We start from the raw sequence: 23,650 nt of genomic DNA on the forward strand, positions 1-23,650 counted from the left end.
AACTCAAATCGAGCGATTAATTGAAATTATTCAGTTTTATGATTTCATTTTTCAACTCTTCAGGCGTTACCGGGTTAAATTGCAGATCCTTTGCCGATTTTTCACTCGTAGTCGCTTCTTTAATCGCTAAAAATGGTTTGCCTTCAAAATATTTAATAGCAACAATCGTAATTTTTTCTTTTAAAAGCGAATTATAAAAAACAACTTTTTTAGGACTCAATTCACCTTTCATAATAGATTTAAAGCTATGGTAAATAATATTCATCGAAACATTGCTTTCATCTTCGACAATAACACCATAATTGATTACCATTGATGGAATATAGTATAAAAAACGGTCACAATTTAGGTAACCAAGCTTTGCACTACTGAACATATTGTAACTGATTTCATTTGCTTTTATATTTTCATCCGTTTTTGTGGAATAAGGTTCTTGAGAGCGGTTGTTGCTGTAATTTCTTGAACTGGAAATATCGGAGTCCTCTGATTTTATAGTAATTGGCAAAGTATACGTAAAGTTCACAGGAACGCCTTGCACTTTGCCTGGGGTAAATTTTCCAATTTTTTTTAGAACTCTAAGATATTCGTCATCAGCTTTTCTACTCAAACCTTTTGTTATCTTAATATTAGTGACATTTCCTTCTCTGTTTACAACAAAAGAAGCATATATTTTGCCACTAATTTCTTCATCAGAATTTCTGTAATTGTTGCCAATGAATTTGTACAAAGCTTCATTCCCACCTATATACACGGGTCTTTCGTCAACATTTGTAAAAGTCTGTGCTAAATCAACCGATTTTTTGTCGACAGTCCAATTGATCTGGTCTTTTTTCCAATTTCCATTAAAAAGCTGCATTCCATCTTTATTACTTTTTTTAGGAAAAGCAATTTCGATATTCTTTCCTTTTTTTAAATCGCACTTTTCATTATTTGATGTTGCAGTAATATGCAGCATACCGCCAGTTTCTAATAATTTTCCGTTAGAAGTTGTTGAAAGCCCGCCCAAAATTATATCAGAAATAGAGTAATATTCTTTAACTGATATTTTGATTTTTCCTGATGCTTCATTTCCCGTTTTAATTGAAACAAAAGAATTTGCTTTGATTGTAATCTTGGTTTTCTCGGCACAAATAATAGTGGTGTCTTTCTGATTATTGATCAAAAAGAATTGTGGTTTTTTATCATTTTTAATAAAAAAATCGAGCAGTAATTTTTGGTTTTCGGTAACATTGTTTTTTGAAGAACTGACAGTTGCCGAATCCGTTTTTAAAGTATCATTTAAAATAGTTTCCTTTTCTGGCTTTTGAGATCCTGATTTAGTATTACCTTCTTTTGTTTCGTTTTTACACGAAGAAATACTTAAAACAAATGCAGTTATTAATACAAGTTTTAATTTCATTTGGCTAGTTTATTAAAAGTAATAATTTTAGTTTTTAGATTAATTCGGCAAAAGCAAAAGCAAATAGAAAAACAGAAAATAGTATATCAATATTTCGGATCAATTTCCAATTGTTTGAAAAAAACAGTGCAAAACTCACTAATGGTCTCAAAATCAATTGTGAAAGAAAGGCAATAAACAGCAATAAATATCCAAAATTTAAATTGGAAAAATCACCGTTTAAAATCCTTTTAAAAGATGTTGTAAGGCCGCAGGTTTTGCATTTCAGTCCAATTTCTGCATACGGACATTTTATGCTGATAATTTCAGTCTTCAAATAAAGAACTAAAATTAGTATAGCAGTAAATACTAAAAAATTAAAAAAATGATATTCTCTATTTCGAGACAGAATCATTCTTGATTTTTTGAAGGGAATCTTTTTTAATCTGTAAAATAGAATCTTTCGATATCTCTTCTTGAAGTTTTTGCTCTGCTTTTTCTAAAACCTTTTTTTGAATAGTATCGAGTATTTCTCCCTGTGCTTCGTTGATAGAGTTTTCAATTTTTGCTTTAGCATCATAAACTGTTTCGTATTTATAATATTGAAAAATCCCAATAGAAATCGCGACTGCTCCAATAATTAAACCAGCAAGTGAAATAGAGGTACTTTCGTTTCTTTGTTTTAAGCCAAGATAGGAAATACCGCTAAAAGCAAGCGCAAAAAGACTTGGGCCAACGGCGTAAAATCCCACACACGGAATCATTGAAAATAGAAAGGCTAAAATGGCAAATACTAAGCCTATTATCGCAAAAGGTTTTGGGTTTCCAGAAGATTGGTAATTCATTTTTAGTTATGGTTTAGTCGGTTTTTGATTAAAGATAATAGAAGATGCAAAACTTCATTTTTGAACACAATGACAATCAAGACAATTGCCAAAATTCCGATAATACAATTAATAAAACTGCTTTGAAGTGCGTTCTGAAAAGATTTTTTACCCAAGAAAACAGACCAATGGAATAGAGCTCCCAAATAATTTAGTCCGTAAAATATTCCTTCAACAATAGTGTTGCCGGTTTGGTTGTCCATAGTTTTTGGTTAAGCAGGTTAGAATTGGGTAATACTATTTGAATTCAAATATAGAATGTTGGAATTGAATATGATTACGGGAAAACGTAATTTTTTTTATTATTAAATAAGCATAACGTTAGCGCGGATTTGTAATCCGTGCCCACAAAGTATCAGTTTTCGTTTTTTAAACTTCTTCTCTATGCGAGCTCGGATTGCAAATCCGCACTAACGGGTGATACATCTTCGTTTTTCTTTGAACTAAATGAATATAATAAAAAACAATGATGCTATTAAAACTCACTTTTTCATATTATTCATAAACTTCTTCATCATCTTCTAATTTTTTAAATTCTTGAATGAATGGAACAAATGCACTTGATTGTGTTAAAATATCTCCTAATTGAGTTTTTGTAGTGTAAACCCATCCACCTGGAACTCTTAAGACTGTCGTGTGCGCGGCTCGATTGTCGCCTTCACCTCCTGAAATATTTATTGTTAACGATTGGTGAAGTTGTAAATTGTAAATTGTTTGTTCTTCCTGTGGCATAGCTTTTTATTTAAGATTTTTATATGATTTATTTTTTATTTTGGCATTTTTTTTAAGTTATGAAATATTCTCAGACTCTTCGTCTCGAGTATCTTGTATAACTTCTGTAACTATCTTACCTACATCAGTTAAGAAGAATTCAATTTTACTACCATTGTATTGAGTACGAAGTAGTCCTTTCCCTTGTAACCCTTTTAATGTTTCTAAATTTTCATCTAAACCATTTAAAATGCTACCTGTATTGCTTGTTTCAATTTTAATTAAAATTTCAAACTCGTAATAATTTAAAAGATGAGAAACGGAATAAATTTCTTTTACCAATTCAGGAGAAAGTGTTGGATAATCTTGTTCAAGTCGCTGAATCTTTCTATTAAATCTTCGATGCCAACGACTACGCATTTGATTAAAATCTGAATCAACAAGCTTATTCATTTTATTGATCTCTTTTTGTTTTTCATTAGATGTCTCAATTGCAATCTTTAATTGATCATTAAGCCCATCAATTCTATTTTTATTTAATTCATTTATCTGGTTGATGCTTTCTTGTAAACTAAATGTTTGTTCCTTTAGCGAAGTGTTTTCATCTAATAAATTTTGTAGTTCTTTATTCCCAGATTCAGCATTTTTTAATTCCGATATTTTCGCTGCAATTGCAATTTTTTCTATTATTACATTATTTTTATTTTCATACACTTTTGCCAATCTTATCTTTTTTGCGAAAACTACAGGCCAATCAATTAGCCACATGATAAATGGTAATATTACTATGTAAAAAAGAGCTAAACCAATTGGCCATAAAATAGCCCCTGGTTTACAGTATTCATGATTTATGACTACAATTTTATCTTCCATTGAAGCATCTGAAAACATCAATAAAAAAAATGGTCTCCAATTATAAATTCCAAAAGACCATAAAAATGCTCCTGAAAAAGGAGATTTTAAACGCTCTTTGCTGGTTTCTATAAACTCTTTTATTAAATCTGCGATAGTCATAACAATTGTTCTTTATACAGTTTGAATTATTTTGCATAAGAGGTCTCCGATTTCAGTAAATTGCACGCTACTGCTTGCCGGGTCAATAATGAAAACACCCTTGTTTGCAAGTTCATGGACCATTTCTGCCTTATCTGTTGTGTATTTGACCATGTTATTCTCTGTCATTTTTTGTCTCCATAAAAACATATATTCAGTGAAAGTCAGTGTATCTGCGACTATTACAGTATGATCGACTAATTTTTGATCTAAATGAAGTGTTTCACTTAAAATATTAACTCGCAAACTATTGTATTTTAATCTATGTTTCAACTTAGAGTTTTCGGCCTCCAACATAGTAAATTGGTTATTAAGTTCGTTGATTGTATTATTATTTGCTTCATTAATATTTTTAATACTGTCTTGCAAGCCTTTATTGCTGTTTTTTAGAGATTCGATTTGTTCTAAATAATCCTCTATTTCACGATTTCCTGATTCGGCATTTTTAAGTTTAAAGTCTAGTTTTGCAATATTAATTTTTCTATCCATTGTATGAGATCTTGAATCATAGATATTGTCAATTCGCTTAAGTTTAGTTTCTAATAAATCATTATCGATTTGTAGCATTATCCAAGGAATCGTTTTTGTATAAAAAATTGCCATTAAAATAGGTACTATTATGGCTAGAAGATTACAATACTCGTTATTGATTACCGTGATCTTATCCTCAATGGATTTATTAGAAAACATTAATAAAAAAATTGGTCGCCAATTATAAATTATAAATGACCATAAAAAAGCTCCTGAAATAGGAGTTTTTAGTCTTTCTTTACTAGCATCAATAAAATCTTTTATTAAATCCGGTATTGTCATACTGTAAGTTTATTAAATCAAAACTAAATTAAAAGCATGTAGAAAACAAACATGAAAAGTAAAATATTACTGAAGTATAAATGTTTATAAGTATACATCTGTATAAAGTTTTTACAAATAAAATATTTGTTAAGACAAGTCAGTTTTCTACATATAGCTTTGCGATCTTAGCGTTTTTATTACGCACCCAAAATCAAAAAAATCTTAGCGCGCTTTGCGTTAGAAAAAAATCTACAAAACACGATAAACAGGATACTGCAAATGCGCCTTTTCATAATAAACAGAATGTTTGTAAATCCATTCCAACTGCGCTTCAGGGCTTTTTGCAAATGCTGCATCAGTTTGTTTTTTAGATTCTAATTCTGCTTTTAGAGACGGATTTTCTTTTAAAAGATTTGCCGCAGTATCTTCAAAAATATATTCCGAATAATGTTCTTTTTGCTGTAAAATTGGGTCGAAGAAATTCCAGTTAAAAAAGGAATCAACGCCTTCTGGTTCAAAAGCTTCAACTAAATATTTTACACCTTTTTGAGTTGTTGGAACGATGTAATCTCCTTTGGCAAAAGCCATTTTAACGATTTTAGAAGTTACCGTTGTGTTTCTATGTGCATAATGTCCTTCGTAAGCCGATGGAACGGTTTTAAAATCAGCAATTCTGTAGCTCTCCACTTCAATAATAGTGTCGTTTTTAAGCTGTGAAAAAGTGATGTTATTGTTTTTCAATAAATCAATAATATTCCAATATCCGCGCGGAATGATATAAGCAGACGGAATAACAACGTCTTTTAGCGATTTGAATTCTTTGATATACGGAACGTCCTTTTTATACGGTTTGCTTCGGTCGTAATACAAACGATTTCCTGTTGTCGCCTCACTTTTTTTGTAACTCGCTTCATATCCTAAAAACGAAAAAGTAGTAGCTTTTGTGCTGTCTAATTCCCATTGCAAAGTGTATTTTTTCTTTGGCTGGTATTGCTCCAGATTTTTAACGCGAAGTTCTTTGATTTTTAGATAATTGGCATCTGTAAAATCCAAAGTTGATTTCATGTATTCGTAAGTCATTTTTACACGCTCGGCATATTTTTTCAGCATATGTGTTTCGACCACAAAACCAATTGTATTAAACAAAGAAGTATAACCCGTTGTATATCTCGGACTGTCAACAAACTGCCCAAAACCTTTGTCTGGCGTGTCTTTAAACGAATCAACATAAGGTGTAGTTTCGATTTTCTTTTTCTGTAAATCTTTTACCAGCGCCGGCATCATTTCGTTGTTCATAAAATCACCCAGAACGCTTCCTAATTTATTATGTTCCGTCATAATATAAGTCAGTTTGTATTGATAATCAGAACCGTTGCTCACGTGATTATCAATAAAAACATCGGCATTTATTTTCTGGAAAATCTCGACAAAACTTTTGGTGTTTCTAGTGTCCGATTTCATTAAATCACGATTCAAATCATAGTTTCTGGCATTTCCTCTGAAACCGTAAATTTCTGGTCCGTCTTGGTTGGCGCGTGTTGTTGAATTACGGTTTAAAGCCCCGCCAATATTATAAACAGGAATACAAACCAAAACAGTATTTTTTGGTGCCTTCAGTTTTCCAATGGCTAAATCTCTGTAAAACTGCATCGTCGCGTCGATTCCGTCTGGCTCTCCGGCGTGGATTCCGTTATTCACAAAAAGAACTGCTTTTGTTTTCTGAATTTTATCAAAATCAAATGCCGCGTCTGGATTAAAAGTTACCATATGCAAAGGTTCACCAGAATCTGTCAAACCCATTTCTTTTATTTGGATCGTTGGAAAATCATTTGCCAGCATTTTAAAATATGCTATAGTTTCAGCATATGGAGCCGATTGATTTCCGTTTCCTTTTTCAAAAAAAGTGTCGTATTTTTTATTGTTTTGAGCAAAAGCGGTAATCGTGAAAAGTGAAATGAGAATGGTAAAAAGTTTCATGAGTTTGATTTTAATAGGAATCAAATATAAGTTTTTTGTTTCAAGTTTTTCTTGTTTCAAGTTTCAAGTTGATATGCTTTTCGGATATTGTTTTCTCGCAGATTTTGCAGATTAAATAGATTTTTTATTCTATTAGTTGAAAATTTAATCTGTTTAATCTGCAAAATCTGCGTGAGGTAAAATTCAACACTATTTAAACCTGAACACTAAAAACTGTACACTGCCAACTATTTTCTCTATTTTTGCAAAATGAATAAAAAACACCATTCCAACAACATACTTTCGAATTTAGGAATTGAAAGCCTGAACGAAATGCAAGAAATGGCGCAAGATGCTATTTTGAACGATAACAATGTTTTACTGCTTTCGCCAACGGGATCTGGAAAAACATTAGCTTTTTTGCTTCCCGTTTTAGAATTATTACAGCCAGAAATTTTATCAGTTCAATGTTTGATTCTGGTTCCATCACGCGAACTTGGGTTGCAGATTGAGCAGGTTTGGAAAAAAATGGGAACGCAGTATAAAGTAAATATTTGTTATGGCGGACACTCCATTGATACTGAAATCAAGAATTTAAGCAATCCGCCAGCAGTTTTGATTGGAACTCCAGGAAGAATTGCCGATCATATTGACAGAGATACTTTTAGAACAGATAAAATTCAGACGTTAATTTTAGACGAATTTGATAAATCGCTTCAATTAGGATTTCATGAACAGATGTCTTTCATCATTGGAAGATTGCCTAAAGTGAATAAAAGAGTTTTGGTTTCGGCTACTTCAGATATTGAAATTCCAAAGTATACAAGAGTTATAAATCCAACGGTTTTAGATTTTATTCCGGAAGAAGAAGAAAAAGCAAATCTTTCGATGAAGATGATTTTGTCTCCTTCTAAAGATAAACTGGAAAGTTTGTTCAATTTAATTTGTTCACTTAAATCGCAGTCGGCTATTATTTTTTGTAATCATCGTGATGCTGCAGAAAGAATCAGCGATACTTTGAACGAAAAAGGAATTTACGCCACCTACTATCATGGCGGAATGGATCAGGATGAACGTGAGCGCGCTTTGATTCAGTTTAGAAATGGAAGTATATCCTATTTAATCACAACCGATCTTGCTGCAAGAGGGTTGGATATTCCTGAAATGAAACACGTAATTCATTATCATTTGCCTTTAAAAGAAGATGAATTCACACACAGAAATGGGCGTACAGCACGTATGCAGGCAACTGGAACAGCATATGTAATCATTCATGAAAGTGAAAAACAGCTTGATTATATTGATTATGAAATGAACGTTTTAAATGTTGAAGGAAAAGTTTCTTTGCCAAAACCGCCAGAATTTCAGACGATTTACATCAGCGGAGGTAAAAAGACAAAGTTAAATAAGTTTGATATTGTGGGTTTCTTTTCTCAAAAAGGAAAATTAGAAAAAGATGATATAGGACTGATCGAGGTAAAAGATTTTGTTTCGTTTGCAGCAGTAAAATTCGGGAAAGTAAAAGAGCTTTTAAAGAATATTAAAGACGAAAAGATGAAAGGCAAGAAGTTTAAAATTGAAGTTGCGCGCAATGTAATCAAGAAAGAAGAGGAGAAGGGCAAAAAGTTTTAAATGGAGCGTGATGTTCTATTTTGTTGTTTATCAGGTTTTTATAAAATGAAAACTAAGTTTTACAATTTTGTGTTAAAAAAATAACGATTTGATAGGGGTTTTTTCATAAATTCTATGTTTTTTTGTTACAGTAAAAATGTAAACCCCAAATCCATTATGAAAAGAATTATTACCGTTGCCATTTTGTTCTTTAGTTTTGTTTCTTTCGCACAAATTAAAGTTCTTGAAACCGTTCCTGTTGAGAAATTAGGAAAAGTAAACAACAACTACATTCAAAAAATTGGAGACGAATACACTGTATATTATACTAGTATTCAAAACGATGACGAAGGATCAACTTTAAGAAAATTTACGTTCAAAAATGTAAATAACGATTATGCAAGTCTTTATAACATTATTATGAACGGTTTCACTGCAAGTCCGTTATATGATATTAAGTTAGAATTGCCTAATAACTATATCTGGCTTCACTACACAGGAAGTGTTATTCCAGAAAAAGCGACAGTTCAATTTATGGTTTCAAGTAAAGAAGCTACAGCAGCAACAAGCAGTGTTTCTGAGCCATTTATAAAAGATCAAATCAATAAATTATTTCAAAAATAATTTAGTTTAGTTTGAGGTTTCAGGTTTGATTTAGTTTCAAGTTACTGTAAATCTTATAAAATATAAAAGGCTATTCAAATTTTGAATAGCCTTTTTTTATCGTTTCTAGTTTCAAGTTTCTTTACGTTGTCTTTATTTTAACGCAAAGCACGCTAAGTTTTTTATCTAAGACTTTGTAAAAAGTGCAAAGTTCGCAAAGCTTTGTGAATAAAAACTTTGCGAACTTTGCGTAATCCTTTGTGTGCTTTGCGGTTAAAATAGTTGTTATTTCAAAAAATCTCAGCAACTTAGTATCTTAGAATCTCAGCACCTATATTTTCTTCACGTATTGTGTGATAATCACAATCTGCTGTCCATCGACTTTTCCTTCAATATATTCGGCATTTTCATGGTCTAAACGGATGTTTCTAACAGCAGTTCCTTGTTTGGCTACCATACTTGAGCCTTTTACTTTTAGATCTTTAATCAAAACAACAGAATCTCCGTGCTGTAAAACTACGCCGTTGCTGTCGCGGTGAACCAGTTTGTTTTCGTCATCTTCGCCTTCTCCAGTTGCCTGTGCCCACGCAAGCGTATCTTCGTCTAAATACATCATATCCAGCAATTCTTGAGGCCATCCTGCAGCTCGCAAACGGCTCAACATTCTCCATGCTACAACTTGAACCGGAATATTTTCATTCCACATACTGTCATTCAGACATCTCCAGTGGTTTAGATCAACATTATCAGGATTTTCAATTTGGTCAATACAGGTAGTACAGGCAAATATTGCTTCATCAATTCCGCCTTTTTGTGTTGGCAGTACTTGATATACTTTTAGGTTTTCTTCCGCGCCGCAAAGTTCACATTTAGATCCGCTTCGTTTGCTTAATTCTCTTTCGATGCTCATTTTATTATTTTATTTTGGCAAAAATACAGTTAAATACTACATTTTGCAAGTTGTATTTGAAGATTAAATATTAATTACGTTTAATCTCAAAAATCTTCTTTTCATCATAAAGTTTCTGCATCTCTTTTTTAGAAACATTAGATTTGTTATTATAATTTTTGTCCACATCTATTTTATCGATATTTGTTTTATTATCAATTTCCATATCATTTAATAAAATAGTCAAACTGTCTTTTGAAACCTTACTTACTTTTACACTTGAGTAAAAACCTTTGCTTGAATTTAAAAAATAAACATCTCCTACTTTAGGGCTTTTAATAAAAGTTTCAGTGTCTTTTCCTTTTTGTACCGAACTATACATGGCAAAAAGAAAAATACCAGCTATAATAAAAATTCCAGAATACATCCAAAGCGGGCTGCTTATTCTTCCCATCGAGTAGTGTATTTTTTGTTTAATAGGGGCTGAAAAATCTTTCTGTTCAAATGTTTTTTTACAAGAGTTGCATTCGGCAAAGGTTAACTTTTTAATTGGAAAAAATGGTATCCAGTAGATATGTGCATACTTTTCATATAAACTGTAATTCATAGAAACCGTAGTGTTGCAATCTGGGCAATCTACATTGCTAATGCGGTCATTTTTAATGTGTCTCGATTTGGTTCCGTAAAAAATCATTATTAGGGTTTTATTGGTTAATAAAAACAAAAATAACGATTTAATTGAGCAATGCAAATAAGTTTGCTTGTACCTTATTCAGTTATTTCTTAACCCTTACAGCGTCGGGAACCAGCATTTCATATTCGCCGCCATTTCGCAATACATCGCGAACAATACTTGAGCTGATGTATGATGTTCTGGCTGCAGTCAATAAAAATACGGTTTCAATTTTAGAAAGTCGTCTGTTCGTGTGTGCAATTGCTTTTTCGAACTCAAAATCGGCTGGGTTGCGCAAGCCTCTCAAAATGAAATTGGCTTTTTGTTTGTGTGCCAAATCAATTGTTAGGCCTTCATAAGTAATTACCGAAATTTTTGGTTCGTCTTTGAAAGTTTCTTCAATAAAGCGTTTTCTTTCTTCAAGTGAAAACATGTATTTTTTTTCGGCGTTGACACCAATTGCAATTACGATTTCATCAAATAAAGAAATTCCTCTTTTGATGATATCTTCGTGTCCAAGTGTAATAGGGTCAAATGATCCGGGAAATATGGCTTTTCGCATTTTTTTTTAAAGATTCTGAGGTTCTGAGATACTAAGATTCTAAGTTTTTTTTAGATAATGAAGCTCGGAACGACAATTTTTATTATTTAATTTTTTTGAAAAAAAATAAGGTGCTAAAATCTTAGCACCTTAGTATCTTAGTAACTAGGCCAAAGCCAACTCAATCGCATTTGTAAATAAATCTTCCAGCGAAATTCCGGCTGCTTTTGCTTGCTGTGGAATCAAACTTTCGGTAGTTAAGCCTGGAATTGTATTCATTTCAAGCATGTATGGCTCGTTGTTTACAATGATGAATTCGCTTCGTGAGAAACCTTTCATTTTTAAGACTTCGTAAGCACGTTTTGCAGTTTCTCCTACTTTTTGAGTCAATTCATCAGAGATTCTGGCTGGTGTGATTTCTTGTGATTTTCCTTCGTATTTGGCTTCGTAATCGAAGAAATCATTGTCAGAAACAATTTCCGTAATTGGCAAGACTTTGATTTCGCCTTTATAATTGATTACGCCAACAGAAACTTCAGTTCCGTCAAGGAAACTTTCAATGATGATTTCGTTGTCTTCTTTATACGCCACTTCAATTGCGATTGGCAGTTCTGCTTCCGTTTTTACTTTTGAGATTCCGAAACTTGAACCGGCTTTGTTTGGTTTTACGAAACATGGCAAACCTACTTTTTTAACGATTTCGGCTGTGTTGATTTCGTCGCCTTTGTTTAGATAATAAGAGATTGCTGTTTTGATTCCGTATGGTTTTAAAACAGATAATAAATCACGTTTATTAAAAGTCAATGCCGATTGGTAATAATCGCAAGACGATTGCGGTAAACCGATTAATTCAAAATAAGCCTGCATTAATCCATCTTCGCCCGGAGTTCCGTGAATGGCGTTGAAAACGCAGTCGAAAGTAATTTTTTCGCCATTTACTGTTACAGAAAAATCGTTTCTGTCAATTGGGAATTCGGCGTCATTTGCGTCTACATAAACCCATTTTTCTTTGAAAATATGAATTCGGAATCCGTTGTATTTTGTTTTGTCAAGATATTGGTATACAACGTTTCCGCTGATAAGCGAAATTTTGTATTCGCTTGAATATCCGCCCATGATGATGGCAATGTTTTTCATGTTTTTGTTTCAGGTTTTAATTTGTTTCAAGTTTCAAGTTTTGTCAGGATTGTTAAAACTCGTTATTGAATTTTTTTATTGGGTATATGATTTTTTAAATAATGTTCTTTTGAAACCGAGTGCCCTAGCCCTGATGGAAGCGGCATCCTTTTATGGTGGGGTTCACCATAAAAGATACAGCGGACAGCAGGAAACAGCTCCTCAAAATTATCCTTGTACTTCACTCAGGATGACAATCGCAGGAGTTTCTTGTTTTAAACAAAATTATCATTTTTTTTGAAATGAAATACTTTATCTTTGCGACAACTAAAAATTAATTTATGAGTTTACGTAAGTATTTAACTAGCCGCGTATTTTTTTTACAATTATTGAGTGCGGCTGCTATCATTGCAGTTTTAGGATATTTGTTTATGCATTGGCTGACTTTTACAACTGATCACGGACACGAAATTGCAGTTCCAAATTTAGCAAGATTAACGGAAGAACAAGTTGAAGAAAAACTAGACGAACTTGACTTAGATTATGTGCTTTTGGACAGCGTTGATTACAAAAGTGAATATCCGAAATTTAGTGTTGTAGAGCAGGATCCGCTGCCGGGAACTAAAGTGAAAGTAGGAAGAAAAATATATATTAAAATTAACTCGTCTGGATTCTCATCTGTGAAGATTCCTGATTTGATTGAAAAAACATATCGTGAAGCGGTTCCAACTTTGAAAGCTTTAGGACTTGAGCTGGGAACGATTACTTATATTCCGAATCTTGGGAAAGATATGGTTTTGGAAATGCGTTACAAAGGCAGAAATTTAAAAGTAGGAGATCGCGTGTTGAAAGCGTCTAAAATTGATTTGGTTTTAGGTGACGGAAAAGCGAGTTATGTAGATGATAGCCAGGCAGACAGTACTGCAGTGCCTGTAGAAACACCACAAGATGAACAATAATATTGAAGAAAATTTAGATCTGGAAGACGAATTATTCGAACATTACAGATTTGAAGTCCCAAAAGGTCAAGCGTTTTTGCGTATTGACAAATATTTAATGAATTTGATTCAGAATGCTACGCGTAATAAAATTCAGAACGCGGCAAATGACGGAAACATTTTTGTAAATGATATTCCGGTAAAATCAAATTATAAAGTAAAACCTTTTGATGTGATAACGGTTATGTTGTCGCATCCGCCATACGAAAATCATATTCTGCCAGAAGATCTTCCGATCAATATTGTGTATGAAGATGATGCGTTTTTATTGATCAATAAAGAGCCGGGAATGGTGGTACATCCAGGTCACGGAAACTATACAGGAACTCTTGTAAATGCATTGGCACATCATTTTGATAATTTGCCAATGAACAGCAGTGAACGTCCTGGTTTGGTGCACCGAATTGACAAGGATACCTCTGGGCTTTTGGTTGTTGCCAAAACTGAAGCGGCAATGACGCATTTGGCTAAGCAATTTGAAGCTAAAACAACGGAACGTGAATATATTGCGCTTGTTTGGGGAAATGTCGTTGCAGAAAGTGGTACAATTGAAGGAAACTTGGCACGACATTTAAAAGACCGTATGCAAATGGCTGTTTTTGCTGATCCTGAAATTGGAAAACCTGCCATTACGCATTATAAAGTTTTGGAACGTTTTGGTTATGTGACTTTGATTTCTTGCCGATTAGAAACTGGAAGAACACACCAAATTCGTGCGCACATGAAACATATTGGGCATCCGTTATTTAATGATGAGCGTTACGGTGGTCATTTAATTTTGAAAGGAACGACGTTTACCAAATACAAACAGTTTATTGAGAATTGTTTTAAAGCATTGCCACGTCAGGCGCTTCATGCTAAAACGCTTGGATTTGTTCACCCGAATACGGGAGAAATGATGCGTTTTGATACGGAACTTCCTCAGGATTTTCAGGATTGTATTGAAAAATGGCGTACATATGTGAAATCACATAATACGGAAGATGAAGAGAATTAATTTTTTAGAAAAAAGAAAATAGATTAAAGAATATAGAAAAAGCTCCAACTGGGGCTTTTTTTATTTTACCATTAAGATATTAAGTTAATTAAGCGTAGATCTTAATAAGCTTAATATTCTTAAAAGAAAATTAAGCGCAACACTCTTAATTAACTTAATATCTTAATGGTAAAAAAATCTAGTTTAATTCTGAATGGGATTTTATTTTACCGATTGATCCTGTTGGATTTGGTAAAAGTTCGAAAACCGAAGTAGGAGCGAGGCCTTGTTCTATTCTGTGCGAAACGTATAAAATTGTGACGTTTGTTTCCTGTTTAATTGTATTGATTAGCTGAATGACCAAATCTACATTTTCGTCGTCCAGGCCTTCTACCGGTTCGTCTAAAATTAATAATGGCGGATGTTTCAAAACGGCACGAACAATCAGCGCAACTCTTTGCTGCCCGATGGAAAGATCAATAAAGCGTTTTTTTCGCAAATGCGTCATTTCGATTACTTCCAGCCATTGCGATACAATTTGCTGTTGATGGGTTGTTGGCTCATTATAAAGCCCGATGGAATCAAAAAAACCGGAAAGAATCATTTGTTCCAGAGTGTGGCCTTTTTGAAATAAATCAGTCATCGAAGTCGTGAAGATTCCGATTTGTTTTTTGATGTCCCAAACACTTTCTCCAGTTCCTTTTTTTCTTCCGAATAAAAATAAATCCTGCCCGAACCCTTTTGGATTATCTCCTGTAATTAGAGATAAAATGGTGCTTTTTCCAGAACCATTTGGGCCAATTAACTGCCAGAATTCACCTTGTTTTATGGTCCATGAAATAGTGTCGAGAATTTTTCTTTCCTCGTAACTTACGGATACATTTTCCAGTTTTATTAATACACTTTCGTGGAAAGAATGTGGTTCAATCGCCTTTGGAATTTCTGATGTATTCAGAGTTTTAAAATGGCTTTCGGTTTTTGAAATTGGATGCAATTCAAAAGTATTGTCTTTGATCTGCGCTTTATTCGGAACAAATTCCAAAACATCCACAACACGATTTAAAAGCTGGATAATAGCAATTTCATCAGTTAAATCTTTTAGAGAATCGGCTAAAATTACTCTTGATGCCTGATCTAAATGATCGAACGGATTATCAAAAATGATAAAATCTGGCTTTTGATTGATACAGTATTTTAAAAATTCTTTTTTGCGTTCGCCTGATGAAAAGGTTCTCAATTGGCGATGCGATTCCGGAGAAGCTTCTACACTGTCATATTGATATTCTTTTTCGATGAATTTTTCAATTGCGATGTCAGAGAATAAAATACCTTTTTGATTGTTGAAAACGGCTAATTCTCCTTTTGCTTCGCCGTTAAGTATGTTATCAATAAAAGCTTTTTTGTTTACCTGGTTAGATAAAAGTATGTCCCAGTGCTGCATTTCTGTATTATTAAAAGTTTCTTTTGCCACTCCCGATAGCCATCGGGAGCGGCAAGAAGAATATAGTTTATTCTATTTTTTTGTTGCCATTTCGCGGTCATTTCGTGACCATTCACTCCACGAGCCGACGTATAATTTTGGAATTGGAATTCCGGCATAATCCATTGCTAATAATGTGTGACAAGCCGTAACACCAGATCCGCAATGAACGATTATGTTTTCAGATGATTTGCTTTCTAAAATTGAAGTATATTTTTCAGCTAAAACTTCAGCCGATTTAAAAAGACCATTTTCATCCAGATTTTCACTGAACGGAACATTTACTGCTCCGAGAATATGTCCTGCAATTAAATCCAGAGGTTCTGTAAGGCCATCAAATCGATTTTTATCTCTTACATCGATTACGATATTTTCGTTGTTATTTCGAGCTTTATCGACTTCATTGATATCGACTAAAGCTAATTTCCATTCCGTTATTGGATAATTTTCTGTTTTTTCGAAATTTTCAATTTCAGAACTTACCGGAAAACCTGCTTTTATAGCTTCTTGTAAACCTCCATTTAAAACCTGAATTTTTTCATGTCCAACGGCTTTCAGCATCCACCAAAATCGTGACGCGGCGTTTGATCCGTTTTTGTCATCGTATACAACAACATGACTTGTTGGGGAAATTCCGAGTTTAGACAACACTTCAGAAAATTTGGAAAAAGATGGCAAAGGATGTCTTCCGCCATCTGCAGGATTTTCGGCTGTTGCCAAATCTTTGTTTAGATCAACATATCGTGCACCTTTTAAATGTTCGTTTAGATAATTTTCTGGTGCATTAATGCCGCCTCTGGCATCAATTAATATGATTTCTGAAGAATTAAGTTTTAATAATTCTTCAGCACTTATAATTGGAGAAAGTTTGTCTGACATTTTGAAATTATTTACCTTTTTTAGTTCCAAACAAAAGCAAAGCATTCAAAATTACTTTATTTTGTGTTTCATTTTCAAATGTATACGAAAGCGTTTTGTTGGTTTTGCCTTCATAATCAATATCATTATGTCCCATATTCACATACATCATTTTGTATTTTTTATTGGTCCAAACGACAGGATAATAACCGCTGTGCCAAATTTCATGCGCTTTTGGGCCTGTTCCTAAAGGGAAACTGCTTTCGTCAATTGCCAACAGAATTTTGATGTCTGGATTTTTTGTCAAATCATTGCTCCATCGATACCATTCGTTTGGCTGAGATTTAAAGGTTTTAGGAATGTTTTTAGTTATCGGATCTTGATTTTCAACTCTTAAAACTGCTGATGTTGGCCGCCATGTATTGCTTCCGTATTCACCGGAACCCAAAAATGTGTTATGGTACCAATCCCAGTTTTGCGGATAGGATGAATCATTTAATGCAAAGGCCGAGAAATGAAAACCAATAAAACCGCCGCCGTTTTCCATATGCTTTTGAAAAGCTTCACGCTGCGCTGGAGTTTCTGGTCTTGTATCTAAAAATAATACAACTTGGTAATTTGCTAAAAACTTTGCATTGAGGTTGTCCCAATTGCTGGTTGAATCGTATTCAAAATGATTTTCCTCCGCTATTTTTGGAAACCATTTATTGGCTTCGTGCACAAAACTTATGTGCGCTTGATCATTTTTGCCTGTATAAAAAGCAATTACTTTAAATTTTGCTTTTTTATGCTGTGCAATTCCTGTAAAACAAACAAGAAAAAGAGTTAACAGAATACACTTTGCAGCTAATTTCATTTTTTGATTAAAAACATTCATCTCTTAACTAGGAATTTTTTCGATTAAAATTTCGTTTTCTGATTTATCAAAATAAGTGCATGTCATTTCGATAATGTTCACGCGCCATTTTGCAATACCGCATTGCGCACAATGGGTGCAGAAAGTCATATAATCGGTTTCACCATGCTGATGTTTTACCAAAAGTTCGATAAAAAGTTCTTTGTTAGGAAAATCTGCAACTTTTATTTCAGGATATTTTTCTTCAGCTGCTGCGGTATAATTATTTAATCCAAAATAAATGACACTTCCGTCATGCACAAAAGTATCGTAGCCTTTTACACCAAGAATGATTAAATCTTGAATATAATTAGGAAAATCAGCACCGCTTTTTACTTTAGAATGTGCTTCTTTGATTTGGTCGATAGTAAACATAGTTTTTAGTTTTTAGGTTTTTGTTCGCCACGAATTCACGAATTTTTTTAGTGTAATTTGTGAATTCGTGGCGAACAAAAAAATTATTGTTTCAAAAATACGATTAATGGTTTTATAAATTGATCAAAAGATTCAATATGCGGCAAATGTCCAGTATTTGGAATTTCAACCAGTTTTGAATTCGGAATTGCTTTTTGTGTTCTTCGGCCTAATTCGGCATAGTTCCCCATTTCCGCTTGGATTTCTTCAGAAACTAAAGGTTTGCCTAAAGCAGTTTTATCTCTTGTTCCAATAATTAAAAGAGTAGGAACCTGGATATTTCTGAACTCATACAATACAGGCTGTGTAAAAATCATTTCATATAAAAGTGCCGAATTCCAAGCCACTTTATCATATTCAGGATCAGTTGTCCAGCCGGCGCTGAGTTCTGCCCATTTTTGATATTCAGCATTCCATTTTCCGTTATAATAATTCGCCATTTGATAGTTTTTGATGGACTGATAATTTTGTTTTAATTCCGATTCGTACCACCAATCAACAGGTTTGTAGGGAACCACTAATTTCCAGTCTTCTAACCCAATTGGATTTTCTAGAACTAATTTTTCGGTCATTTCTGGATACATCAAAGCAAATCTTGTGGCAAGCATACCGCCCATAGAATGTCCTAAAATAGTTGCTTTTCCGATTCCGAGATGATCTAATAATTTTTTGGTGTTTTCTGCTAATTGCTGAAACGTATATTGAAAATTATCTGGTTTTGATGATTTTCCAAAACCAATCTGATCTGGAACAATTACGCGAAAACCTGCTGCGGTCAAAGCTTTTATAGTTGTTTCCCAATAGGCGCCGTTGAAGTTTTTTCCGTGAAGCAGGACCACATTTTTATTGTTATAATTATCTGGAGTTATGTCCATATAAAACATCTGCATGTATTGGCGCTGACTGGTTAATTCTAAAAACTGAACCGGAAAAGGATAATCGTAATTTGAAAGATTTATATCTAAGGGTTTTATGTTTCCATCTTGAGAAAAACTTAAAAAAGGAAATAAGAGCATTAAGAGCTGGAAAATTTTCATTTTTGAGTTGATTTTGGGTTAAGAACTATAAAATTACCGTTAACCATTCTGAAAACCAAAGTTTAACTTCTTAAAATTATCAGAAAAAATGAATCAGAAAGAAAAATTAAAGTCAATTTAATCATCTGATTCTTCACTTTTAATTTTTTTTGGCATTCTTAATTTTGCATTTTTATCATTTGTAAGGTATTGATTGTGAAAATATTGCAGTTCAACGATTAATGCCACTACTTTAAGGGAGTTCTTTTGAAAATTTCGAAATTGTAGGTAAATTAGAGGTAGAATGTTGTCAGCTAAAAAAGTGTATTATGAAAAAAACAATACTTTTACTCTTGCTCACAGTCCCCACATTTGCCCAAGAAATCAACACATTTGATTTCGCCGTTATAAACTCTACCTTAATCTCAGCAAATATCGATCTTGATAAAGGGCGGAGCGTTGTCGCGGCCAATGAAGATCAATATTCGGCTTATTTTCAGTACGCATTTAGTATGTGTGATGACGATGTTATTTTTGGCGCTGGAATCGATAAATCGGAAATTGACCGAACGTACATTGGTTACATCGGAAAAATATGCGGTAAATTCAGAGCTACAATTGGAGTTGGTTATTTAGAATCGCGGAGCGGTTACGACGGAACTTTTACGGGTTTCAGCATTTCATGGCATTTTTCTGAAAACACTTATATCGGAGGAAATCTTGAAAATTTACATTCGACAAGTGTTGATTATGAAACCGATGAAAGTTTTGATTATTACAAAAAACTGGTTCCGAAAGTTTTTGGAAGTTATGAAATTATCCCAAATGTGATTGCTTTTGGTCAGCTGAGCAGCAGAGTTAATGATATTGCACTGAAGTATCAGGTTCACCGATTTTCAGCCGGAGGATTTTACTCTGGACACTCAGTAGGAGGAATCTTCGGAACAGTAAATCTCGGACGATTTGCACTTTCCTGCAGTACCACTTTTGAAAAAGTAAACTTTGGGTTAAAGTTTGAGTAGCTACGGTTTAGGCCGCAGGTTTTTGGAATTTGGAATTTAAAAAATTTATTGAAGATTATTGTTTTTTAAGTGTCACCACTCTTTGCGGATACGGAATATCGATATTATTTTCGTCAAAACATTTTTTAATGCTTTGCAGTAAATCGCAATACATTACAAAACCTTCTGTAGAATTTTTTGCCCAAGCCCAGGCTTTTAAATTTACGCTGGAATCGGCTAAAGCCACAACTCTTGCAATAACCATCGGTTCTTTTTGTTTTTTAGCTTCTGCGGTCCGAGTATCAATAAATAATGGATGTTTGGCAATTTCATCTTTTATGATTTCTAATGCTTTTTCGACATCAGAATCATAACCAATTCCGATTTCGATTATTTTACAGCATTTAGTATCAAGCATATTGGTATTGACAATTATTTGATTGCTGATCACCGAATTTGGAATTATAATTCGGTTGTTTTCGGCATCTTTCAAAACGACTTGTCTTAAATTAATGTCTTCAACCGTACCGGCAAAGTTGTTAATGGTGATTTTGTCATTAATTTTAAAAGGTTTAAAAATGACCAAAAATATACCGCTCACAATATTGCTTAAAGCCTGCTGTGAAGCCAAACCAGCAACAAGAGAAATTACGCCTGCACCCGCTAAAAAGGAGTGTCCGATAATTTTAAATTCGGGAATCTGAATTAATGCAAAAGCAAAACCAAGAATGTAAATTACAGTTATTATTAAGTGTTTTAAGAACTTAAATCCGGTTGCATCATATTCTTTATCGGTTAACTTTCGATATAAAAAATAACGCAGCGTTTTTTCTGTTATAGCGCCCAAAATAATAGTTGTAATGGCAATTATAGCAATTACAAATGCGATTCTGAAATCATTTATGTAATCCATCATAGATTTTGATTTTGAGAAAAAAAATCCAAAAAACAATTTTGAATATTGCTTTTTGGATTTTATAAAGTTAAAATAAATATTACCAGTTAGGTGTAATGCGTGAAATTTTATTTAACACATAGAAACAGAGATTTTATTTGCAGAAAAAAGAGCTTAAAAAAGAAACTAGTTTCTAACACATAGCTTGCTATGTTTGTTTTAAACAAGTGAAACGCCTTTTTTGCACCTCCTAAATCTATGTTTCTATGTGTTTGAATTAATTCACCCAACGGGTTAAATATTGTTAGTTTTATAGTCCAACAAAATCATCGCTTTTTGGGAAAATGCTCAGCGCTTCAATCGCAATTTCTGGAGTTGGAGAAGCTAGTTTGCGCAATTTTGTATCCATCCAGGCACCGTCAACCGTAATAGTAGCACAAAGCGTATCATCTTCTCTTCTAAATTCATGAATGATAGACCAGCGCGAAGCATCGGCTTTCATTTTTGATGTTTTAGTGTGAATGAATATTTTATCAGAAAGTTTTAATTCTTTTCTGAAAACGCATTCTTCTCTAAACAAAACAGGTCCAAAACCCTGTGATTGCATCACTCTTAAAGTCAAACCTAATTCTTCAAGGATTTCGATACGATGCTGTGCACCAAAATCGTAATAAGCACTGTGACGAACATGAAAATTAGGGTCAAGATCTGACCAGCGAAAAGAAATTTCTTTAATAAATGAAGCCATTTTGTAATTGTAATTTAGATTTTATTGCGATTGCCTGCCGAAATTGTTTCGGCTAAAAAAACAATCATTTTTAAAAATCGAAATTACGAATAAAAACAAATGGAATTTCCAGCAAGCAAAATTTTATGAATATTTGAAGAAAGTACTTTAGTTTATTTTGAAAGTAGTTTTTTGATTTCAGCCGCAAGATTATCTAGATTTCCTTCTACATTTCCTGTCGTTGCAAATTTTATAACTCCATTTTGGTCAATCAGAAAGTTTTTTGGAATCGAATTGGTGGCATAATCATTCCAAATTTTTCTATCTGGATCAATTCCATAATTAAAATCAAGACCATCTTTTTTTAGTTTTGTTGCTTTTTGTGCCACAAGTTTTTCAGCTTCTCCACTTGAGATGGCTAAAAATACAAAATTGTCGTTTTTAAATGGTTCAGTAATTTTAGCAGGAATATCGTAAAATTCCAAAAGACAAGGTGCACACCAAGTGGCCCAAAAATTTACAAGAACTACTTTTCCTTTTAAATCAGAAAGTTTTATTGTTTTGCCATCAAGGAGTTTCAAAGTGAAATCTTTTGCGGTGTCATTTATGTTTAAAAGATATTCGTTAGTTTTTTGGATTTCTTTTTTTGGTGCATTAGTGACAACTTTTTTGCTGTTTTCAAGTTTTTCTTGTTCAGAAAAAATCTCAACAACCGTTATAAATTCTCTGTCACCAATTTTATCACCATATTTTTTAGCTAATTCATTTCTCTCTTCTTCCGATACGCCTTTATTCATAGATTTGATTCTGCCTTCCTGCCCATATTTTTCAACTTGTTCCATCGTCACGATTTCATTGTTGATTATAATTACATTTTCAGGTTTTTTTGCGACTTTATTTTGTGCACAAAACGAATAAGAAATCATCAGAAGGACGAAACAAATTACTTTTTTCATAGTGGTATTTTTAGTTTTTTATAAATATAGGATTTTTAAGAATAAAAAAAGGAATTGCCTCAAAAATAGAATCGGAGATGTTATGTATTCAGCATTTTAATTTAGAATGCGCTTTTTTTTGTTCCGAAAATTTAAGCAGAAATTCGGCAATCATTTCAGTTTCATCAGATGTGAAATTTCCTTTAAAATATTTTATGTATGGAATTAACTCCGTCAGTGTGAGAATTTTTGCAAATTGAAATTCTTCGACTGGCTTATTATTTGTGAAGACAATAATATTTTTGATTGGAATTTTGCGATCGCCCCAATGCTGGCGGGCAAAATTCCAATTTCGTTTTCTTTTCTTTTCAGATAATAATTTATATAGCGCAAAATTTGTTCTAAGAATCTGCTCTACAGGAGAGCGTAAATCTGAATTATTTATTGACTTGTCGCTCCAATTTTTTGTTTCGATTAAAAAAATGCCTGCTGATGAAATTAAAAGATGATCAACTTGAATGGAATGAATCGTGTCGTTATTGGCTTTATTATGAATTGGAGGCTTAAAAGTGCAGCAAAAGTCATTTATTAAAATAAAATCGTCGGAGAGTATTCTTAGTGTCTTTTCGACTTTTTGTTCGCCAACGGCGCCGTAAATTGTATGGTTTAGATTTTCAATTATTTCCTTTTTTTTCTCAAATGCCTGCAGTTCTGGAAAACAGCTTTCGTTTATAGCATCTTGAAAATTTGCAGAAAGATATTCGAAACGTTTATTTTTTTCGGAAAGTAATTTTTTTACCTGATAATTGAATGTTTTAATATTATAATGAAATTGAAGCTGGACAAACCAAAATTTTGTACAGATGACTAGGTTTAGCCAATAGTCCCGTATTGTTGGGATAATTTTAGAATTAGTTTCAGGAAGATTATCTATTTCTTGGTTAAAAGCATCAAGCTGTTGGCGCAGCCGATCTTCAAGATCATTTTTATTTCGAGGAATTGCGTCATTTAATTCAGCGATTTCTTGTTCAAGAATTGATTTTTCCTCCTGTATAAACAGCGTATGATCAGAGATGATTTCTTGTTCGTTAAACTGATAATTTTTCCGATAATTAATCAATTCATTTAACGTGCGAAATTCGTCAACGTTATATCTGACTAACATTAATTGTATAGCATTCAGGCATCCAATTGTGTTATAAACTCTACACATATTCTTTTTCGATTAGCGGTCATAAGATATAT

The 23,650-nt window shown here is 33.1% G+C and carries 25 protein-coding genes; 5 read left to right on the forward strand and 20 right to left on the reverse strand.

Features of this window, described 5'->3' with window-relative positions:
* Positions 1-16: 16 nt before the first annotated feature.
* The 7 genes from GKZ88_RS02700 to GKZ88_RS02735 all read right to left on the reverse strand — a co-directional run bounded on the left by GKZ88_RS02700 (position 17) and on the right by GKZ88_RS02735 (position 6,798).
* Positions 17-1,399 (reverse strand): energy transducer TonB, encoded by a 1,383-nt coding sequence (locus GKZ88_RS02700; RefSeq protein WP_155100856.1) that lies wholly within the window; start codon positions 1,397-1,399, stop codon positions 17-19.
* A gap of 374 nt (positions 1,400-1,773) precedes the next feature.
* Positions 1,774-2,223, reverse strand: coding sequence for a hypothetical protein (locus tag GKZ88_RS02710; RefSeq protein ID WP_155100858.1), 450 nt, complete (start codon positions 2,221-2,223; stop codon positions 1,774-1,776).
* Positions 2,224-2,225: 2 nt separating this feature from the next.
* Positions 2,226-2,465, reverse strand: a complete 240-nt coding sequence (locus GKZ88_RS02715; RefSeq protein ID WP_155100859.1) for a hypothetical protein — start codon at positions 2,463-2,465, stop codon at positions 2,226-2,228.
* A 292-nt stretch (positions 2,466-2,757) separates the two neighbouring features.
* Positions 2,758-2,994, reverse strand: coding sequence for a hypothetical protein (locus GKZ88_RS02720; RefSeq protein WP_155100860.1), 237 nt, complete (start codon positions 2,992-2,994; stop codon positions 2,758-2,760).
* 57 nt (positions 2,995-3,051) lie between these two features.
* Entirely contained in the window at positions 3,052-3,987 is a 936-nt protein-coding gene (locus GKZ88_RS02725; RefSeq protein ID WP_155100861.1) for a hypothetical protein, read from the reverse strand.
* Positions 3,988-3,999: 12 nt separating this feature from the next.
* Positions 4,000-4,839 carry a hypothetical protein gene (locus GKZ88_RS02730; protein ID WP_155100862.1) on the reverse strand — a complete coding sequence of 280 codons (840 nt, stop codon included), beginning with the start codon at positions 4,837-4,839 and terminating at the stop codon, positions 4,000-4,002.
* A gap of 231 nt (positions 4,840-5,070) precedes the next feature.
* Complete coding sequence (locus tag GKZ88_RS02735) at positions 5,071-6,798, reverse strand: M14 family metallopeptidase (RefSeq protein WP_155100863.1); 1,728 nt, start codon at positions 6,796-6,798, stop codon at positions 5,071-5,073.
* A 249-nt stretch (positions 6,799-7,047) separates the two neighbouring features.
* Here GKZ88_RS02735 and GKZ88_RS02740 point away from each other — a divergent pair, with 249 nt between their 5' ends.
* Both GKZ88_RS02740 and GKZ88_RS02745 read left to right on the forward strand, forming a co-directional pair.
* Entirely contained in the window at positions 7,048-8,409 is a 1,362-nt protein-coding gene (locus GKZ88_RS02740) for a DEAD/DEAH box helicase (RefSeq protein WP_155100864.1), read from the forward strand.
* 156 nt (positions 8,410-8,565) lie between these two features.
* The gene (locus tag GKZ88_RS02745; protein WP_155100865.1) at positions 8,566-9,012 is read left to right on the forward strand and encodes a hypothetical protein; all 447 of its coding nucleotides are present in this window, start codon (positions 8,566-8,568) and stop codon (positions 9,010-9,012) included.
* Between the two features lie 310 nt (positions 9,013-9,322).
* On the opposite strand, the gene GKZ88_RS02750 is transcribed toward GKZ88_RS02745, so the two are convergent.
* The 4 genes from GKZ88_RS02750 to GKZ88_RS02765 form a co-directional block, all read right to left on the reverse strand.
* Positions 9,323-9,901: an alkylphosphonate utilization protein gene (locus tag GKZ88_RS02750; RefSeq protein WP_155100866.1), complete on the reverse strand. Its 579-nt coding sequence runs from the start codon at positions 9,899-9,901 to the stop codon at positions 9,323-9,325.
* 70 nt (positions 9,902-9,971) lie between these two features.
* Positions 9,972-10,574, reverse strand: a complete 603-nt coding sequence (locus GKZ88_RS02755; protein WP_255474696.1) for a zinc-ribbon domain-containing protein — start codon at positions 10,572-10,574, stop codon at positions 9,972-9,974.
* Positions 10,575-10,656: 82 nt separating this feature from the next.
* Positions 10,657-11,115, reverse strand: coding sequence for a pantetheine-phosphate adenylyltransferase (gene coaD, locus GKZ88_RS02760; RefSeq protein WP_155100868.1), 459 nt, complete (start codon positions 11,113-11,115; stop codon positions 10,657-10,659).
* Positions 11,116-11,259: 144 nt separating this feature from the next.
* Complete coding sequence (locus GKZ88_RS02765; RefSeq protein ID WP_132990301.1) at positions 11,260-12,231, reverse strand: D-alanine--D-alanine ligase; 972 nt, start codon at positions 12,229-12,231, stop codon at positions 11,260-11,262.
* Between the two features lie 320 nt (positions 12,232-12,551).
* On the opposite strand from GKZ88_RS02765, the gene GKZ88_RS02770 reads away from it, so the two are divergent.
* Together GKZ88_RS02770 and GKZ88_RS02775 are read left to right on the forward strand one after the other, a co-directional pair.
* Positions 12,552-13,169: a PASTA domain-containing protein gene (locus GKZ88_RS02770; RefSeq protein WP_155100869.1), complete on the forward strand. Its 618-nt coding sequence runs from the start codon at positions 12,552-12,554 to the stop codon at positions 13,167-13,169.
* Complete coding sequence (locus tag GKZ88_RS02775) at positions 13,159-14,205, forward strand: RluA family pseudouridine synthase (RefSeq protein ID WP_155100870.1); 1,047 nt, start codon at positions 13,159-13,161, stop codon at positions 14,203-14,205. The genes GKZ88_RS02770 and GKZ88_RS02775 overlap by 11 nt, the downstream gene beginning before the upstream one ends.
* Before the next feature lie 178 nt (positions 14,206-14,383).
* On the opposite strand, the gene GKZ88_RS02780 is transcribed toward GKZ88_RS02775, so the two are convergent.
* From GKZ88_RS02780 to GKZ88_RS02800, 5 genes are all read right to left on the reverse strand, one after another.
* The gene (locus GKZ88_RS02780) at positions 14,384-15,625 is read right to left on the reverse strand and encodes an ATP-binding cassette domain-containing protein (protein ID WP_155100871.1); all 1,242 of its coding nucleotides are present in this window, start codon (positions 15,623-15,625) and stop codon (positions 14,384-14,386) included.
* A gap of 72 nt (positions 15,626-15,697) precedes the next feature.
* A complete protein-coding gene (locus tag GKZ88_RS02785) occupies positions 15,698-16,543 on the reverse strand; it encodes a sulfurtransferase (protein WP_155100872.1) in 846 nt (281 codons plus the stop codon).
* 7 nt (positions 16,544-16,550) lie between these two features.
* Positions 16,551-17,378, reverse strand: coding sequence for a ThuA domain-containing protein (locus GKZ88_RS02790; RefSeq protein WP_230392451.1), 828 nt, complete (start codon positions 17,376-17,378; stop codon positions 16,551-16,553).
* A 24-nt stretch (positions 17,379-17,402) separates the two neighbouring features.
* Entirely contained in the window at positions 17,403-17,792 is a 390-nt protein-coding gene (locus tag GKZ88_RS02795) for a DUF1398 family protein (RefSeq protein WP_155100874.1), read from the reverse strand.
* Between the two features lie 83 nt (positions 17,793-17,875).
* Positions 17,876-18,868, reverse strand: coding sequence for an alpha/beta hydrolase (locus tag GKZ88_RS02800; RefSeq protein WP_155100875.1), 993 nt, complete (start codon positions 18,866-18,868; stop codon positions 17,876-17,878).
* A gap of 308 nt (positions 18,869-19,176) precedes the next feature.
* On the opposite strand from GKZ88_RS02800, the gene GKZ88_RS02805 reads away from it, so the two are divergent.
* On the forward strand, positions 19,177-19,869 hold the full coding sequence (locus tag GKZ88_RS02805; protein WP_155100876.1) for a hypothetical protein: 693 nt from the start codon (positions 19,177-19,179) through the stop codon (positions 19,867-19,869).
* Between the two features lie 55 nt (positions 19,870-19,924).
* Here the strand turns inward: GKZ88_RS02805 and GKZ88_RS02810 are convergent, their stop codons facing one another.
* The 4 genes from GKZ88_RS02810 to GKZ88_RS02825 form a co-directional block, all read right to left on the reverse strand.
* Positions 19,925-20,764: a mechanosensitive ion channel family protein gene (locus GKZ88_RS02810; RefSeq protein ID WP_155100877.1), complete on the reverse strand. Its 840-nt coding sequence runs from the start codon at positions 20,762-20,764 to the stop codon at positions 19,925-19,927.
* A gap of 289 nt (positions 20,765-21,053) precedes the next feature.
* On the reverse strand, positions 21,054-21,491 hold the full coding sequence (locus GKZ88_RS02815; RefSeq protein ID WP_155100878.1) for an acyl-CoA thioesterase: 438 nt from the start codon (positions 21,489-21,491) through the stop codon (positions 21,054-21,056).
* Between the two features lie 152 nt (positions 21,492-21,643).
* Positions 21,644-22,426 (reverse strand): TlpA disulfide reductase family protein, encoded by a 783-nt coding sequence (locus tag GKZ88_RS02820; protein ID WP_196216442.1) that lies wholly within the window; start codon positions 22,424-22,426, stop codon positions 21,644-21,646.
* Between the two features lie 88 nt (positions 22,427-22,514).
* The gene (locus GKZ88_RS02825) at positions 22,515-23,618 is read right to left on the reverse strand and encodes a nuclease-related domain-containing protein (protein ID WP_155100879.1); all 1,104 of its coding nucleotides are present in this window, start codon (positions 23,616-23,618) and stop codon (positions 22,515-22,517) included.
* Positions 23,619-23,650 lie beyond the last annotated feature (32 nt).

Source organism: Flavobacterium sp. LC2016-01 (assembly GCF_009711135.1).
Taxonomy (GTDB): domain Bacteria; phylum Bacteroidota; class Bacteroidia; order Flavobacteriales; family Flavobacteriaceae; genus Flavobacterium.

Bases quoted from the DNA above. Each gene is read 5' to 3' on its own strand.
- GKZ88_RS02700 (WP_155100856.1), bottom strand. From the start codon at position 1,399: ATGAAATTAAAACTTGTATTAATAACTGCATTTGTTTTAAGTATTTCT.
- GKZ88_RS02710 (WP_155100858.1), bottom strand. From the start codon at position 2,223: ATGAATTACCAATCTTCTGGAAACCCAAAACCTTTTGCGATAATAGGC.
- GKZ88_RS02715 (WP_155100859.1), bottom strand. From the start codon at position 2,465: ATGGACAACCAAACCGGCAACACTATTGTTGAAGGAATATTTTACGGA.
- GKZ88_RS02720 (WP_155100860.1), bottom strand. From the start codon at position 2,994: ATGCCACAGGAAGAACAAACAATTTACAATTTACAACTTCACCAATCG.
- GKZ88_RS02725 (WP_155100861.1), bottom strand. From the start codon at position 3,987: ATGACTATCGCAGATTTAATAAAAGAGTTTATAGAAACCAGCAAAGAG.
- GKZ88_RS02730 (WP_155100862.1), bottom strand. From the start codon at position 4,839: ATGACAATACCGGATTTAATAAAAGATTTTATTGATGCTAGTAAAGAA.
- GKZ88_RS02735 (WP_155100863.1), bottom strand. From the start codon at position 6,798: ATGAAACTTTTTACCATTCTCATTTCACTTTTCACGATTACCGCTTTT.
- GKZ88_RS02740 (WP_155100864.1), top strand. From the start codon at position 7,048: ATGAATAAAAAACACCATTCCAACAACATACTTTCGAATTTAGGAATT.
- GKZ88_RS02745 (WP_155100865.1), top strand. From the start codon at position 8,566: ATGAAAAGAATTATTACCGTTGCCATTTTGTTCTTTAGTTTTGTTTCT.
- GKZ88_RS02750 (WP_155100866.1), bottom strand. From the start codon at position 9,901: ATGAGCATCGAAAGAGAATTAAGCAAACGAAGCGGATCTAAATGTGAA.
- GKZ88_RS02755 (WP_255474696.1), bottom strand. From the start codon at position 10,574: ATGATTTTTTACGGAACCAAATCGAGACACATTAAAAATGACCGCATT.
- coaD (WP_155100868.1), bottom strand. From the start codon at position 11,115: ATGCGAAAAGCCATATTTCCCGGATCATTTGACCCTATTACACTTGGA.
- GKZ88_RS02765 (WP_132990301.1), bottom strand. From the start codon at position 12,231: ATGAAAAACATTGCCATCATCATGGGCGGATATTCAAGCGAATACAAA.
- GKZ88_RS02770 (WP_155100869.1), top strand. From the start codon at position 12,552: ATGAGTTTACGTAAGTATTTAACTAGCCGCGTATTTTTTTTACAATTA.
- GKZ88_RS02775 (WP_155100870.1), top strand. From the start codon at position 13,159: ATGAACAATAATATTGAAGAAAATTTAGATCTGGAAGACGAATTATTC.
- GKZ88_RS02780 (WP_155100871.1), bottom strand. From the start codon at position 15,625: ATGCAGCACTGGGACATACTTTTATCTAACCAGGTAAACAAAAAAGCT.
- GKZ88_RS02785 (WP_155100872.1), bottom strand. From the start codon at position 16,543: ATGTCAGACAAACTTTCTCCAATTATAAGTGCTGAAGAATTATTAAAA.
- GKZ88_RS02790 (WP_230392451.1), bottom strand. From the start codon at position 17,378: ATGAAATTAGCTGCAAAGTGTATTCTGTTAACTCTTTTTCTTGTTTGT.
- GKZ88_RS02795 (WP_155100874.1), bottom strand. From the start codon at position 17,792: ATGTTTACTATCGACCAAATCAAAGAAGCACATTCTAAAGTAAAAAGC.
- GKZ88_RS02800 (WP_155100875.1), bottom strand. From the start codon at position 18,868: ATGAAAATTTTCCAGCTCTTAATGCTCTTATTTCCTTTTTTAAGTTTT.
- GKZ88_RS02805 (WP_155100876.1), top strand. From the start codon at position 19,177: ATGAAAAAAACAATACTTTTACTCTTGCTCACAGTCCCCACATTTGCC.
- GKZ88_RS02810 (WP_155100877.1), bottom strand. From the start codon at position 20,764: ATGATGGATTACATAAATGATTTCAGAATCGCATTTGTAATTGCTATA.
- GKZ88_RS02815 (WP_155100878.1), bottom strand. From the start codon at position 21,491: ATGGCTTCATTTATTAAAGAAATTTCTTTTCGCTGGTCAGATCTTGAC.
- GKZ88_RS02820 (WP_196216442.1), bottom strand. From the start codon at position 22,426: ATGAAAAAAGTAATTTGTTTCGTCCTTCTGATGATTTCTTATTCGTTT.
- GKZ88_RS02825 (WP_155100879.1), bottom strand. From the start codon at position 23,618: ATGTGTAGAGTTTATAACACAATTGGATGCCTGAATGCTATACAATTA.